The organism is Amylibacter sp. IMCC11727, from assembly GCF_029854195.1.
Lineage (GTDB): Bacteria > Pseudomonadota > Alphaproteobacteria > Rhodobacterales > Rhodobacteraceae > Amylibacter.
On the sequence record NZ_CP122960.1, the window covers coordinates 2,272,862 to 2,285,895 of the forward strand.

Annotated in this window: 15 protein-coding genes and 1 tRNA gene; 9 read left to right on the plus strand and 7 right to left on the minus strand. The window is 52.3% G+C overall.

The window, feature by feature from the left end; genetic code table 11:
- Positions 1 to 110: 110 nt before the first annotated feature.
- The gene (locus QBD29_RS11435) at positions 111 to 614 is read left to right on the plus strand and encodes a hypothetical protein (RefSeq protein ID WP_280098224.1); all 504 of its coding nucleotides are present in this window, start codon (positions 111 to 113) and stop codon (positions 612 to 614) included.
- A gap of 8 nt (positions 615 to 622) precedes the next feature.
- Here QBD29_RS11435 and rnd read toward each other — a convergent pair whose 3' ends face one another.
- The 3 genes from rnd to QBD29_RS11450 form a co-directional block, all read right to left on the minus strand.
- Positions 623 to 1,780, minus strand: coding sequence for a ribonuclease D (rnd, locus tag QBD29_RS11440; RefSeq protein WP_280098225.1), 1,158 nt, complete (start codon positions 1,778 to 1,780; stop codon positions 623 to 625).
- 61 nt (positions 1,781 to 1,841) lie between these two features.
- Positions 1,842 to 1,916, minus strand: a tRNA-Asn gene (locus tag QBD29_RS11445).
- 78 nt (positions 1,917 to 1,994) lie between these two features.
- Complete coding sequence (locus QBD29_RS11450) at positions 1,995 to 2,921, minus strand: MBL fold metallo-hydrolase (protein WP_280098226.1); 927 nt, start codon at positions 2,919 to 2,921, stop codon at positions 1,995 to 1,997.
- 59 nt (positions 2,922 to 2,980) lie between these two features.
- Between QBD29_RS11450 and QBD29_RS11455 the strand changes: the two genes are divergently transcribed.
- A complete protein-coding gene (locus QBD29_RS11455; protein WP_280098227.1) occupies positions 2,981 to 4,297 on the plus strand; it encodes an ATP-binding protein in 1,317 nt (438 codons plus the stop codon).
- Here the strand turns inward: QBD29_RS11455 and QBD29_RS11460 are convergent.
- Positions 4,294 to 5,937 (minus strand): AMP-binding protein, encoded by a 1,644-nt coding sequence (locus QBD29_RS11460; RefSeq protein ID WP_280098228.1) that lies wholly within the window; start codon positions 5,935 to 5,937, stop codon positions 4,294 to 4,296. The genes QBD29_RS11455 and QBD29_RS11460 overlap by 4 nt on opposite strands.
- Positions 5,934 to 6,443, minus strand: coding sequence for a D-galactarate dehydratase (locus QBD29_RS11465; protein WP_280098229.1), 510 nt, complete (start codon positions 6,441 to 6,443; stop codon positions 5,934 to 5,936). The genes QBD29_RS11460 and QBD29_RS11465 overlap by 4 nt, the downstream gene beginning before the upstream one ends.
- A gap of 117 nt (positions 6,444 to 6,560) precedes the next feature.
- Between QBD29_RS11465 and moaA the strand changes: the two genes are divergently transcribed.
- A complete protein-coding gene (gene moaA, locus QBD29_RS11470; protein WP_280098230.1) occupies positions 6,561 to 7,574 on the plus strand; it encodes a GTP 3',8-cyclase MoaA in 1,014 nt (337 codons plus the stop codon).
- A gap of 3 nt (positions 7,575 to 7,577) precedes the next feature.
- Here moaA and QBD29_RS11475 read toward each other — a convergent pair whose 3' ends face one another.
- On the minus strand, positions 7,578 to 8,354 hold the full coding sequence (locus QBD29_RS11475; RefSeq protein WP_280098231.1) for a GNAT family N-acetyltransferase: 777 nt from the start codon (positions 8,352 to 8,354) through the stop codon (positions 7,578 to 7,580).
- Between the two features lie 105 nt (positions 8,355 to 8,459).
- Here QBD29_RS11475 and msrB point away from each other — a divergent pair, with 105 nt between their 5' ends.
- The gene (msrB, locus tag QBD29_RS11480; RefSeq protein ID WP_280098232.1) at positions 8,460 to 8,858 is read left to right on the plus strand and encodes a peptide-methionine (R)-S-oxide reductase MsrB; all 399 of its coding nucleotides are present in this window, start codon (positions 8,460 to 8,462) and stop codon (positions 8,856 to 8,858) included.
- Between the two features lie 36 nt (positions 8,859 to 8,894).
- On the opposite strand, the gene bamE is transcribed toward msrB, so the two are convergent.
- Positions 8,895 to 9,401: an outer membrane protein assembly factor BamE gene (gene bamE, locus QBD29_RS11485; protein WP_280098233.1), complete on the minus strand. Its 507-nt coding sequence runs from the start codon at positions 9,399 to 9,401 to the stop codon at positions 8,895 to 8,897.
- An 82-nt stretch (positions 9,402 to 9,483) separates the two neighbouring features.
- On the opposite strand from bamE, the gene QBD29_RS11490 reads away from it, so the two are divergent.
- The 5 genes from QBD29_RS11490 (at position 9,484) to ihfA (ending at position 13,027) form a co-directional block, all read left to right on the plus strand.
- The gene (locus QBD29_RS11490; protein WP_280098234.1) at positions 9,484 to 10,053 is read left to right on the plus strand and encodes a DUF177 domain-containing protein; all 570 of its coding nucleotides are present in this window, start codon (positions 9,484 to 9,486) and stop codon (positions 10,051 to 10,053) included.
- Between the two features lie 151 nt (positions 10,054 to 10,204).
- Positions 10,205 to 10,411, plus strand: a complete 207-nt coding sequence (gene rpmF / locus QBD29_RS11495) for a 50S ribosomal protein L32 (protein WP_280098235.1) — start codon at positions 10,205 to 10,207, stop codon at positions 10,409 to 10,411.
- 24 nt (positions 10,412 to 10,435) lie between these two features.
- Entirely contained in the window at positions 10,436 to 11,560 is a 1,125-nt protein-coding gene (gene plsX, locus QBD29_RS11500; RefSeq protein WP_280098236.1) for a phosphate acyltransferase PlsX, read from the plus strand.
- A gap of 21 nt (positions 11,561 to 11,581) precedes the next feature.
- Positions 11,582 to 12,553 carry a beta-ketoacyl-ACP synthase III gene (locus tag QBD29_RS11505; RefSeq protein ID WP_280100957.1) on the plus strand — a complete coding sequence of 324 codons (972 nt, stop codon included), beginning with the start codon at positions 11,582 to 11,584 and terminating at the stop codon, positions 12,551 to 12,553.
- Between the two features lie 171 nt (positions 12,554 to 12,724).
- Positions 12,725 to 13,027: an integration host factor subunit alpha gene (gene ihfA, locus QBD29_RS11510; RefSeq protein ID WP_280098237.1), complete on the plus strand. Its 303-nt coding sequence runs from the start codon at positions 12,725 to 12,727 to the stop codon at positions 13,025 to 13,027.
- The last annotated feature ends 7 nt before the right edge of the window (positions 13,028 to 13,034 follow it).

A 13,034-nucleotide genomic window follows, 5' to 3' on the forward strand; every position in this document is an offset into this window, starting at 1 on the left:
TAGGATGCACCCGCAGGTTCGTCCACCCAATTTTCGGCTCTGGGTCACTCAACTCTTTTCTTTGCTGGCGGTTTTGGCTAACCATATCGCAAATAGAATTGGGTGAGCAGATGAAAAACCTATTGATCGCAGCATGTGCCGTTGGGCTTTTGTCGTCCTGTGGCTTGGGCAACAGCGCAGGCAGCAGTGCTGGCAGCTCTACATCTGCAAGTTCCGCAGGCAGTGGCAGTTCCGGCAATATCTTCGGACGCCGCAATCGTGTAGAACAACAGGTTAGTAAAACAGCATCCTCTGACGGTCGAACGCTCGCAGCGGTGATCAAAGACGCCCGTATTGAACGCACACGCGATGGCGGCATTGTTCGCGCCCGTGCCGTAATGCCGCGTCAGGGCTATTATGATGCGAAACTCGTCAGCGAAGACGCATTTCGCCCCGATGAAAACGGCGTTCTAACTTTGGAATTTCGGGTGAAAGAACCGCAGTTCAACACATTCACATCAACGGAACGGTCCCGCGAAGTTGATGTTGGTGTGTTTTTGTCCAACCAAAAGCTTGCAACGATTCAATCGATCCGCGTCGTTGGTCGACAAAATCAGGTTACGCTACGCCGCTGATACAGCGTTTAGACCTTAACGATTTTCACACTGCTTCCACTGGCTGAAAGCGCGATTTTACCATCGCATAAGTCTCTGGCATCATTGCCAAAAACTTCACTGCGCCAACCGCGAAACACGTGATCTCCGCCCACCTGTGCCGCAATGTCGTCCAGATCAGAGGCATTCGCAATCAGCTTTTGGGCCACCCCTGCTTCTTCTGCTTTGGCTTTGAGCAATACGCGCAACAGATCGGCCAAACCTTCGCTGCCTTGCGGACGCTGTTTCACCTTGGCCACGGCAGGCAGGTCTTCGTCTTTGATCGCATTCGCCGCTTTGACGGCTGCGATAATGCCTTCGGCGATCTGCCCCTTGCGCGCTTCACGCAGCAACAGGCGCGATTTGCTCAGATCACCAATTGCTTTGGGGCGCGTTGCCGCCACTTCCATCAGAGCATCGTCTTTGTAGACGCGGTTGCGCGGAATATTTCGGTCCTGCGCATAGGTTTCCCGAAACTTTGCCAATTCTTGCACCGTTGCCAAAAAACGGCGGGAACTGCTGCGGGTTTTCACCCGTTTCCACGCGTCATTCGGATCCGTGTTATAGGTTTCTGGGCTGGTGAGGATTTCCACCTCTTCTTCGACCCATGACGTGCGTTTTGTCTTTTCCAACCGTTTGGCCAAAAATTCATAAATATCGCGCAGATGGGTCACATCGCCCAGCGCGTAATGTTTCTGTTTGTCTGACAAAGGCCGCTGCGACCAATCTGTGAAACGGGACGATTTATCAAGTTGCGCCTTAGCAATCTTGCGCACCAGCGTTTCATAGCCGACCTGCTCCCCAAAGCCGCAGACCATTGCCGCAACCTGAGTGTCGAAAAACGGTTTTGGGAAGATTTGGCGATCCACAAAGAAGATTTCCAAATCCTGCCGCGCGGCATGGAACACTTTGGTCACCGATTCATCTTGAAACAACGCGTATAACGGATCGAGGCTCAGCCCCTCTTCCAGAACATCGACCAATACAGCGCCATCATTCCCTTCGCCTGGATGTGCCATTTGGATCAGGCAAAGCTTGGAATAATAGGTCCGCTCGCGCAGAAATTCAGTATCGATTGTGACGTAATCGAAAGTTGCGCATTTGGCGCAAAATTCTGCCAACTGCTCGGTCGTTGTTATTGTTCTCATAACCATGGCTTAGGGTTTTTCGCCAAAAGCTTCAAGCACTTGATTACGCTGAGAGAAGAGTTGGCTCCGACGGTAGGGATCGAACCTACGACCAATTGATTAACAGTCAACTGCTCTACCGCTGAGCTACGTCGGAACACTTATGCCTTACGGTGAGCGAGGCTATAGCAAAGGTGTTTGAAAGCGTAAATAGAATATTTCACGCCCAATGAAATTATTTTAAGCGGAATGCGGCATCAGGGCGAATAAGACCATCCACGGATACCAAATCCCGTTCGTAGAGGTCGATCAGATGGGCAAAAACGTTTCGCGCAGCGGCAGGGATCAAACGTTGATCCACATCCGTGTAAATCATCTGCGCCAGCTCAATCGGGCTCGCGGGCTTACCCTTTGCCAAAGCCTCACGAATTTGGGTTTCACGCATTTTACGATGATTAATCTGATGCGCCACCATGCCCGCAGGATCCGCGACAGGCCCACCATGCCCTGGAAAATAGACCGTATCCTCAGTGCGCGCTGCCATTTTTTCCATTGATTTCATGTAGCTGGTCAAATCTCCATCGGGCGGTGACACCATGGTCGTGGCCCAAGCCATCACATGATCCCCCGACAAAACCGCACCTGTTCCCTGCACGGCGAAACACAGGTGATTGGACAAATGACCTGGGGTATGGATGGCCTCCAGCGCCCAGCCGCCCCCTTGGATCATATCCCCGTCCGCTATGCGCTGATCGGGCACAAAATCGGTGTCTTTCCCCTCGGCCCCGCCAAGATCGGCAAGGGCGGCGAGGCGCTCCATGGTTTCAGATCGCCCCTCGTCCGTTGTTCCAAACCCAAGAATTGGCGCATCGTATTTCTGCGCCAAGGGTCGGCTAAGCGGGGAATGATCCACATGGGAATGGGTCACAACGATATGGCTAACCGTTCGTCCAGCCACAGCAGCCACGAGCGCATCAAAATGCGCTTCCATGTCAGGACCAGGGTCCACAATCGCAAGGCTTTCTGTGCCAATCAAATAGGTTTGCGTGCCTGTAAACGTCATCGGACTGGCATTTGGGGCTGTCACTACAGCCACATCCGGCAACAGTTGCAACGGCGTTCCAACACTGGGCGTGTGATCGCGATCAAAAGGGTCTGACACGGGTAAACCTTGGCTAAAGGGTTGCATGGCTGCTGTGTGCCACGTAATCGTCATAGGTGATGTTTAATAAATGGCTCAAGCCTTATCTTCCCAGAACCCTGTTTAAACGGGCGTTTTTGATCCTGATCGTTCCCATCGTTCTTATTCAGGTGGTTGTGGGCGTCGTTTTTGTGGAACGCCTGTTCCAAGACGTAACGCGCCAAATGACCAAGGCCGCATCGCTTGATATCAACCATTTGATTGATTTGGTGTCAGACGGTGAGAACCCGATGAAAACGGCACAAAGCCTGCAAATTGATGCCACTTGGATCGAAACGCCCGATTTTGATCAAGCGGACCGCTATCGCGATCTTTATGATTTTGCGGGTTGGTATGTGATCGAAACCCTGCATCAAGAAGTGCCAGAACTTCGTGTTGTGGATCTGGGTCGATCTCGCGATTCGGTTTACGTGCTGACGGATATCGGTAGCAGAGGTTTGGAATTTCGAATGGCGCGTAATCGTGTGTCGGCCACCAATCCACATCAATTGCTGGTTTATATGATCTTGGCTGCGCTGTTGCTTTCAATCCTTGCTGCCTTGTTTTTGCGCAATCAAATTAAGCCGATACGGCGACTGGCCCGTGCGGCGGATGCCTTTGGTAAGGGGCAAAACCTACCGTTAAACCCGCGCGGCGCATCCGAAGTGCGCAGTGCCGCCACGGCCTTTTTGTCCATGCGTGCCCGTATCGAGCGTCAGATTGAACAGCGTACCATGATGCTGTCTGGGGTGAGCCACGATCTGCGAACACCTTTGACGCGGTTAAAACTGTCCGTATCGCTGATGGAGCCTGACGAAGAAACCGAAATGATCCTGCGCGATTTGAACGAGATGGAAGATATCCTTGATGAGTTTCTGGCCTTTGCCCGTGGGGACAGCGCAGAACAGGATGAATTGGTTTCCCCCATAGGTTTGGCGCAGCAGATCGTGGACAATGCCAATCGGAACGACCGTGATGTTGAGCTGACTTTTGAAGGGGCCGAAGATGCGCAATCCCCCATTAAAATGCGCCGCACTGCAGTGCATCGCGCCGTGTCTAATTTACTATCTAATGCGCTGAAATACGGCAATAAAGTTCGAGTCAACCTGTATACAGGTGCGGGATTTGTTGAATTTGTGATCGAAGACAATGGCCCTGGCATTGCCCCAGATCATCGGGACGATGCGATCAAACCGTTTGCCCGATTGGATGCAGCGCGCAACCAAGACAAAGGCGCTGGAGTCGGGCTGGGCTTGGCCATTGCAGCAGATGTAGCACGGTCGCACGGGGGCAGTTTGACCCTATCTGACAGTGACGATTTGGGCGGTCTCAAGGCCGCGTTTCGCCTGCCCCGTTAAGTGTCTTGGGACGCTTCGTGTAAGAGGCGTAATTCACGGCGCATGATCTTGCTGGTGGCGGTCATGGGCATGGCATCCAAAAACGCAATGGATCGCGGGGCCACATGTGGCGACACCCGTTTTTTCACACTGTCGATCAGCTCTTGCTCCATGGCTTTATCTCCGTTGCCTTTTGACAGAACCACAAACGCTTTGACCGCCTGCCCCCGAATATCATCTGGAACACCGATCACCCCGGCAAAGGTCACATTGGGATGTGATTGCAGACAGTTTTCAATTTCGGTCGGGCCAACACGATACCCAGCGGATGAAATCACGTCATCATCACGCGAAGAGAACCAGAAGAAACCGTCTTCGTCCATTTCGGCCACATCGCCCGTCATCAGGTAATCGTTTTTGAATTTTGATGCGGTTTTTTCGGGCTGTTTCCAGTATTCGAGGAACATGCCCATGTGATCGCGGTGGATGCCGATTTCGCCTACCGTACCTGCAGGAACTGGATGACCCTTTTCATCCACAATTGCCACGTTTGATCCTGGATTGGGACGGCCAGTGCTGCCTGGCTTGGGATCAAACACCCGCACGCAATTGCCAAGCACAAGGTTACATTCGGTTTGGCCGTAGATTTCGTTAATTGTCAGCCCCAAACCAGACCGCGCCCATTCCAAAACGCCAGCCCCCAAAGCTTCGCCACCGCTGAGAACAGACCGCAGCGTGGTGGCCCCAGGGGCTGGGATTTCACGCATTAGTTTCAACGCGGTAGGCGGTAAAAACGCGTTTCGCACGGCGTGGGTTTCGATCAGGCGATACACTTTTCCTGGATCAAACTTGCCCATGCGATAGGCCACTACAGGCACGCCGTAATAAAGGCTCGGCATCATGGTGTTCATCAGCCCCCCCATCCATGCCCAATCTGCAGGGGTCCACGCCACATCGCCGTCGTGAGGGAAAAAGTTATAGGCCGTTTCCGCACACGGTAAATGCCCGATCAGAACGCGATGGCCATGTAATGCACCTTTGGGCGGGCCCGTTGTGCCAGAGGTGTACACCAGCAAAGCAGGATCATCGGGTGAGGTTGATTGGGTGCGAAATGTGTCGGATGCAGCATTCAGGCTGGTGTGGAAATCCTTGGCGGTTTCCACAGCACCATCTATGCAAAATATGGTTTCGAGGGCAGGAAGAGTGTGCGCAACCTCTAGCACTTTGGGCAGGTTCGCACGGTCCGTGACCAAAATCTTAGCACCTGAATTTTGCAGTCGATACTGCAGCGCGTCTGCCCCAAACAGGGTGAACAGCGGCAACGCAACGCCCGCACATTTGTAGATGCCGAAATGGCATATGGCGGTTTCAAGCGATTGTTGCAACAGAATGGCACATCGGTCGCCGCGAACGAACCCGTGAGCCGTTAACGTGTTAGCGAACTGATTAGACAGCCGATCAAGCGATTGAAAAGAAACGTTTTCCACATGCCTCTTTTCATCAGGGCAGATAAGCGCGATGCGATCAGGGTCTTGACGCGCCCACCGTTCAACACAGGCCGTGGCCATATTGAACTGCGTCATCTGTGGCCATTGGAAATCACGGCATATGGCATCCCAAGTGTCGCGCCGTGGCACAATTGAATCGGCAAAACGTGTCATCTGATAAATACCCGCAGTTCAACCAATGATGTGATTGGTACGCCCAACACCTGCATTGCAGCGATAGATAATTGAGATCCTGACCCTGCTGCCGCCCCATTTGGCAAAAGGGTTAGATTGACCGATGCCCCTGTTTTTTCCACAACTGCGCGACCTGGTGTTTCGGATGTTACCAAAGGAGTGCTGAGCCAAAACCCGTCTTGATCTAACAGCCCAAGGGACGCGATTGTTAAACCTTTGTCCTGTTCAGGGCGTTCGGTCGGTTTGGTGGCCTTGGCGATTTCTGCGTCCGTTACATTTGTAGCGGTTTCAGCGGTTAAAGGTTTTACAGACTGTTCTGGCGAATCTGGTCGTAATTTTGGGCGTGCATCCGCATCGGTTGGCGTTTGCACCGTTGGTGTGTTGGCCTTTCGTGATTTAAACAAGCCACCTGTGGGGGATGCGCACCCTGACAAAATAACCGCTGCGAACAGAGCCGTTGAAATCGTACTGATATTGATCGCCATATGCCCGCCCTGTGTTTTTCTTGTGCCAAGATATGGCGCGGATCAAAGCAATTCAACTGCCTGTTAACGCAACCGATTGGCCTTGCCCCGCCTATGGGATCACCCTAAGTTCACGCCATGACTGATGCACCTCAACTTATCGACCCTTTTGCCCGTGCTATCACCTATTTGCGGGTGTCCGTGACAGACCGTTGCGATTTCCGTTGTGTGTATTGCATGTCAGAGAACATGACGTTCCTACCCAAAAAGGAATTGTTAAGCCTTGAGGAGTTGGATCGGCTTTGCACCGCTTTTGTGGAACAAGGCGTGCGCAAGTTGCGTATTACGGGGGGGGAACCGCTCGTGCGTCGTGGGATCATGGACTATTTCCGCGGCATGAAACGGCATATCGACAGCGGTAAGTTGGATGAGCTGACGCTGACAACAAACGGCAGCCAATTGCGCCGTTTTGCGCAGGATTTGGCGGATTGTGGTGTGAAACGGGTCAATATCTCTCTTGATACACTGAACGAACAGAAATTCGCAGAAATCACCCGCTGGGGGCGATTGGCGCAGGTTCTGGATGGGATTGATGCCGCGCAAGAAGCTGGCTTGCGGGTAAAGATCAACGTTGTGGCCCTAAAAGGTGGCAATGAAGACGAGCTGGAAACCATCGTGAAATGGTGCGCTGATCGCGGTATGGATTTGACCTTTATCGAAGTGATGCCCATGGGTGACCTTGGGAATGAAGATAGGCTCGATCAATACTGGTCGCTTAAGGACCTGAAAGCGCGGCTGGAGCAAACTTGGTCCCTCACGGAGCTCTCCGAAAGCACGGGAGGACCAGCGCGATATGTTCGGGTCAATGAAACGGGTCAGAAAATCGGGTTTATCACGCCGTTGACCCACAATTTCTGTGAAAGCTGCAATCGCGTGCGTTTGACCTGCACGGGACAGCTGTTCCAATGCCTTGGCCAAGAAGACGAAGCAGATTTGCGCAAAGTTCTGCGGGACAATTCACATGATGATGCGCCACTGATCGACGCCATTCATGCGGCCATTGCGAAAAAGCCAAAGGGCCATGATTTTGATTATTCTCGTCAGGAAGTGGCAGGAACCATGTCACGCCATATGAGCCATACTGGCGGCTGATTGTTAAACCGCGTCTGCGCGCAACAATTCGGCGCGCCGTGGTGGGATTTTATCAATCTCAACTCCCGTAAACACATGGAACGTATCAAGATTTCGATCAATTACCGCATGATCGGACACCCATCCTCCCATGGACAGATACGTGCGCAGCAGTGACGGCATGGTGGCTGTTGCGGTTTTTAGAATGGGCCGATGGTCCGCCAGCCGTTCGGCAAACGGGTCCGTTTCAACCGATTTCACCGCTGGTGCCCAGACATCAGGGGCGAGATGGCGGGTTTTCAACAGCGCCAGCGCATCGGCAAACGGGCCTGTATCGTTACCGGGGAAAGATGAACATCCAAACATCATCCCAATGCTGTGCGTGTCCACATATCGCGTTAGAACTGCCAAACCGAGTCGCAGGATGTTGGGGTCCGTGGCATAGGGTGCCGAACAGAAACGCCCAACTTCGAGAATGGGACGCGGGTAATGCATCAAACGGGACAGATCATAAAACTGCGCAGAATAGCTGGTGTTGATGCTGGCCCCAGAGCCTAAGTGCAAAATGCGAAAACACGATTGCAGTGCCTTGGTTTGCACATCTTCGATTAAAACGTGTTGGCACAGGGCATCAAAATGATCGGAATCCAAGGCCTCGCCTTGGTCCCCCGTCCCCACAAACATATCGTGGCGCAGTTGTTGAGCGTTGCGCAAATCTTGCGGGGTGTCTGCCAAACGCGCCCGAAACCCGCCCTTGATCACAGGCTGAATCGACGCGATTGTGTGAGTGAGAACCGACATTAAACACCAAAAATTGATCTGCGTCCGTTGTTGAACGAACGTTTCGGTATAATTAGGTGACGTAAAGCAAAACAACAACGTTGATATGTGGAAAAGGAAAGCAAAATGACAGCTAAAATCACCAAAACCGATGCTGAATGGCGTGAACAACTGTCAGACCTCGCCTTTAAGGTGACCCGGAAAGCAGGGACCGAACGCGCCTTTACCAATGACAATTTTCCCAAAGCCGACGGGGTGTTCCATTGCGTTTGCTGTGATGCACCGCTTTTTGATGCGCAAACCAAATTTGACAGCGGCACTGGATGGCCTTCGTTTTACGCGCCAAAGGCGGCAGATGCGGTAGAAGAGCACGAGGACAATGGCTGGTTTATGCGCCGCACCGAAGTTGTGTGCGCCCGCTGCGATGCACATCTGGGCCATGTGTTCCCAGACGGGCCACAGCCCACTGGCTTGCGGTATTGCATGAACGGTGTCGCGATGACGTTTAAGCCAGAAGACGCATAGGAACGCAGGCCGCAAGGCCTGCACCCCACCAATCGGTTAGGAGTTTTCTTCGAGAAGTTGACCAGGTGCAAAGTTGCCCAAGTTGCGAACCAGCTGACGGAAGAAGGATGTGCCAGCAACACCAGACGATGTGACCCGACGGCTGAACGGGACAACCTGCCCGTCTTCCAATCCGAATCTTTCGATGTTTGACACGGTGTCATTTTCATCAAAAGAAATCGCGAGGATGGTACGCTCAACCACTTCGGGTTTGTTATAGGTGTAATAGCGCACGCGGCTTGAAATGTAATACCACGCTCCATCCGACAAAACGCCAGTGGACGATGGACGCCCAATCACCTCTTCCACAGTTCCACGGGAATCTGCGCCGACGATGACATTGGCCAATTCAGTATCCGACGGAACATATCCGTGATTGGTGTAAGTGGCCGAACATGCCGCCATACCGAAAAACGCGATACCTGCTGCAAAAGACCTGATCTTTGTGCCAAGCGTGAAATGCATATTGCTTGTGCCCTGTTTGTTGTGCCACTTGCGCGGCATACCTTGCTCTTGCGCAACAATCAAATATCTTGGGGCAAAGTGCAATGAAAATGCGCAGATTTAATGAAATGGTGGACGAAAAATGGCCAGCTCCGCAAAACAACCGAAACGAAAGATCACAGAACCCGTTCTGATGGTGGCTGACATGCCGTCTGGCCGTGAGATTTCTTTCGAGATTACCTTTGACGACGACCAAAAGGCCCAAACGGTTGAGCAATTGGCCCTTTTAGAGCTGCACAAGCTTCGCTTTGCGGGGAAAATTACCCCACAAGGGAAATCGGACTGGTCTTTGGATGGAGAACTTGGTGCGACAGCGACACAAGCCTGTGTTGTGACGCTCGACCCTGTAAAAACGCGGGTAGATGAGCCTGTTTCGCGATCATTTCTGGCCCGTTGGGAAGAACCCGAAGCAGATAGCATTTCTGAAATGGACGAAGATGTCGAATCAGAACCCTTGGGCGATCAGATTGATCTGGCAGCTATTGCTGTTGAAGCGCTTGCTTTGGCTTTGCCAGATTACCCACGCAAGTCAGATGTGGCCTTGGAAGAGGCTGTTTTTTCAGAACCAGGGGTCAAACCCATGACAGATGACGACGCCAAACCGTTTGCAGGGCTTGCTGCCTTGAAAGAAAAGTTGGAAAAAGGCGAATAACTCTGACATTAAGGGGTTGCGAAACCACATATTCTTTGTATTTTCGCGCTTCTTCTATTCAGGCGGCATATGACGCCTTGTTCTTATCGCGAACAGGGGTTAGACGGTCGCACATCCGGGCAATGAGCCCCGTTCAAATTGAGGTTGTGACATGGCTGTCCCTAAGAGTAAGATTACCAATTCCCGTCGCGGCAACCGCCGCTCCCACGATGCATTGGTTGCGGACAATCCGAACGAATGCCCAAACTGTGGCGAACTGAAGCGCCCACACCACGTTTGTGGTGCATGTGGCCACTATGCTGATCGTGAAGTTGTTGCTGTTGTTGAAGACATCGACATCGACGAAGACGCGGCATAAGAACCAGGAGCTGGCTGATCTGATATGCAAACAGGCGTAACAGTCAGCCCTTCTTCTGTTCAAATTTCTGCTGTAAAAACAGTTATTTCTGTTGATGCAATGGGCGGCGACCTTGGTGTCGCCGTTGTCATTGATGGCATGGCGCGTGCCGCCAAAAAACACCCCGATGTTAGCTTTATCGTTCATGGCGACGAAGCACAGATCAATCCCCTATTGGCAAAACGCAAAGGTCTGACAGGCCGCGTAACCGTACGCCACACGGAGGACGTTGTGGATATGCACGACCGTCCAAGCCACGTGATGCGCCATGGTAAGGGTACGTCCATGTGGTCCACACTGGATGCGGTACGGCAAAAACAAGCCAGCGTTGCGGTGTCCTGTGGCAACACAGGGGCACTGATGGCGCTTTCGATGATTCGTCTGCGCAAAGCGCCGGGAGTGAAACGCCCCGCTATTGCGATTCTTTGGCCATCGCTCAATCCGCAAGGATTTAATGTGATGCTGGATGTGGGCGCCGATATTCGCGCCGATGCTCAGGACCTTAAGGTATTCGCACTGATGGGGGCGTCTTATGCGCGGAATGGTTTGGGGTTGGACCGCCCGCGTATTGGATTGCTGAATGTGGGCACGGAAGATCACAAAGGCAAACCAGAGCTGCACGAGGCCAACGACATTATTGCCGAAGATGCCAAATCAAACAATTTCGAATATGTCGGCTTTGTCGAAGGGGGCGATATCCCATCTGACAAGGTGGATGTGATTATTACTGACGGGTTTACTGGCAATGTGGCCCTAAAAACGGGAGAAGGCACGGCGAGCCTGATTGGTTTGCGGATGCGCCAAGCGTTCACACGCAACCTTTTGTCAAAAATCTCTGCGCTTTTCGCTCTGCGCAGCCTGCGATACCTGCGTCACAAGATTGATCCGCGTCGGGTCAACGGTGGTGTGTTTTTGGGGTTGAATGGTACAGTAATCAAATCCCACGGCGCAGCGGATGCCACAGGCGTCGAAGCCGCCATTCGACTGGCGTTACAGCTGGCTCAACTAGGTTTTACCGAAAAACTGGCAGCGCGTGTTGCATCTGGTTTACAGAATAGCCAAGATGACGATGAAGCCAGTGTCGAAACAGACGACGCGCCACAAAAATAGTGAGACCACCCCGAGATGAGTATGATCCGAGCCGTTGCAGTAGGTGTTGGCCACTATTTGCCGGAACGTGTTGTTCCGAATGCAGAATTTCAGAATTGGATCGAAACGTCTGACGAATGGATCAAAAGCCGGTCAGGCATTGAAAGACGCCATTTTGCAGCGGACGGAGAGCTGACATCAGACTTGGCCGTTCATGCCGCAAATGCTGCGCTGGCCGATGCTGGTTTGCAAGGATCGGATATTGACGCAATCGTGCTGGCCACTTCAACGCCAGACCAAACCTTCCCGTCTACGGCCACCAAAGTGCAGCATCGTATCGGGATGAACGGCGGCTTTGCTTTTGACATTCAGGCCGTTTGTGCAGGTTTTGCCTTTGCGTTGGCCAATGCCAATGCGCTGGTGATTTCAGGACAGGCAAAACGGGTTTTGGTGATTGGCGCGGAAACCTTTAGCCGCATCATGAATTGGGAAGACCGCACCACATGTGTGCTGTTTGGGGATGGTGCGGGCGCGCTGATTTTGGAAGCGCAAGACGGATCAGGGGAGAATACGGATCGGGGCATTCTAGCCACGGACCTGAACTCTGATGGGCAGTACAACGATTTGCTGTATGTCAGTGGTGGTGTGTCATCCACCCAGACCACGGGGCATTTGGTCATGGAAGGCAAAGAGGTGTTTAAACACGCAGTTGCGAAGCTGGCCGCAACTGCCAGTACAGCACTGGATAAGGCGGGGCTTGGCCATGAAGATGTAGATTGGGTTGTGCCCCATCAGGCCAATTTACGCATTATCAAAAGCACTGCAGCAAAGCTGAAAGTACCAATGGAAAAGGTGGTTGTGACGGTCCAAGACCACGGAAACACCTCTGCGGCATCCATTCCGCTGGCTCTGTCTGTGGCGCATGCCAACGGGCAAATCCAGAAAGGCCAAGTTTTGGTTGCCGAAGCCATCGGCGGTGGTTTGGCATGGGGTGCGGTTGTATTGCGTTGGTAAAAATTACTTTTTATTAAACGTTTACAGAGCCTTAAACGCTGACGTGAAAGCAAGTATCGCGATTTTCACGCGGCATTCCCATTTTGAATTATTTCTTAATAACCAATGCCTTGCAGTTGACTCGTAATTCAAAAAGCAAATACTGTTTGGAAACAGATTAGGGAGATGATTATGAGTGGCAAGACGCTGACACGTATGGATTTGAGCGAATCCGTCTTTCGCGAAGTTGGTTTATCACGCAATGAATCTGCGGAATTGGTCGAAAGCGTTTTGGACAATATTTCCGATGCTCTCGTCAGTGGCGAAAATGTGAAAATCTCTTCCTTTGGCACCTTCAGCATTCGGGACAAAACCGAACGTATCGGGCGCAATCCAAAAACAGGCGAAGAGGTTCCAATCCGCCCGCGCCGTGTTTTGACGTTTCGTCCCAGCCACTTGATGAAAGACCGTGTGGCATCGGGCAACAAATCCTAAATAGGGA

Coding starts and splice junctions, on each gene's coding strand:
- QBD29_RS11435 (WP_280098224.1), top strand. CDS start 111: ATGAAAAACCTATTGATCGCAGCATGTGCCGTTGGGCTTTTGTCGTCC.
- rnd (WP_280098225.1), bottom strand. CDS start 1,780: ATGAGAACAATAACAACGACCGAGCAGTTGGCAGAATTTTGCGCCAAA.
- QBD29_RS11455 (WP_280098227.1), top strand. CDS start 2,981: ATGTTTAATAAATGGCTCAAGCCTTATCTTCCCAGAACCCTGTTTAAA.
- QBD29_RS11460 (WP_280098228.1), bottom strand. CDS start 5,937: ATGACACGTTTTGCCGATTCAATTGTGCCACGGCGCGACACTTGGGAT.
- QBD29_RS11465 (WP_280098229.1), bottom strand. CDS start 6,443: ATGGCGATCAATATCAGTACGATTTCAACGGCTCTGTTCGCAGCGGTT.
- moaA (WP_280098230.1), top strand. CDS start 6,561: ATGACTGATGCACCTCAACTTATCGACCCTTTTGCCCGTGCTATCACC.
- QBD29_RS11475 (WP_280098231.1), bottom strand. CDS start 8,354: ATGTCGGTTCTCACTCACACAATCGCGTCGATTCAGCCTGTGATCAAG.
- msrB (WP_280098232.1), top strand. CDS start 8,460: ATGACAGCTAAAATCACCAAAACCGATGCTGAATGGCGTGAACAACTG.
- bamE (WP_280098233.1), bottom strand. CDS start 9,401: ATGCCGCGCAAGTGGCACAACAAACAGGGCACAAGCAATATGCATTTC.
- QBD29_RS11490 (WP_280098234.1), top strand. CDS start 9,484: ATGGCCAGCTCCGCAAAACAACCGAAACGAAAGATCACAGAACCCGTT.
- rpmF (WP_280098235.1), top strand. CDS start 10,205: ATGGCTGTCCCTAAGAGTAAGATTACCAATTCCCGTCGCGGCAACCGC.
- plsX (WP_280098236.1), top strand. CDS start 10,436: ATGCAAACAGGCGTAACAGTCAGCCCTTCTTCTGTTCAAATTTCTGCT.
- QBD29_RS11505 (WP_280100957.1), top strand. CDS start 11,582: ATGATCCGAGCCGTTGCAGTAGGTGTTGGCCACTATTTGCCGGAACGT.
- ihfA (WP_280098237.1), top strand. CDS start 12,725: ATGAGTGGCAAGACGCTGACACGTATGGATTTGAGCGAATCCGTCTTT.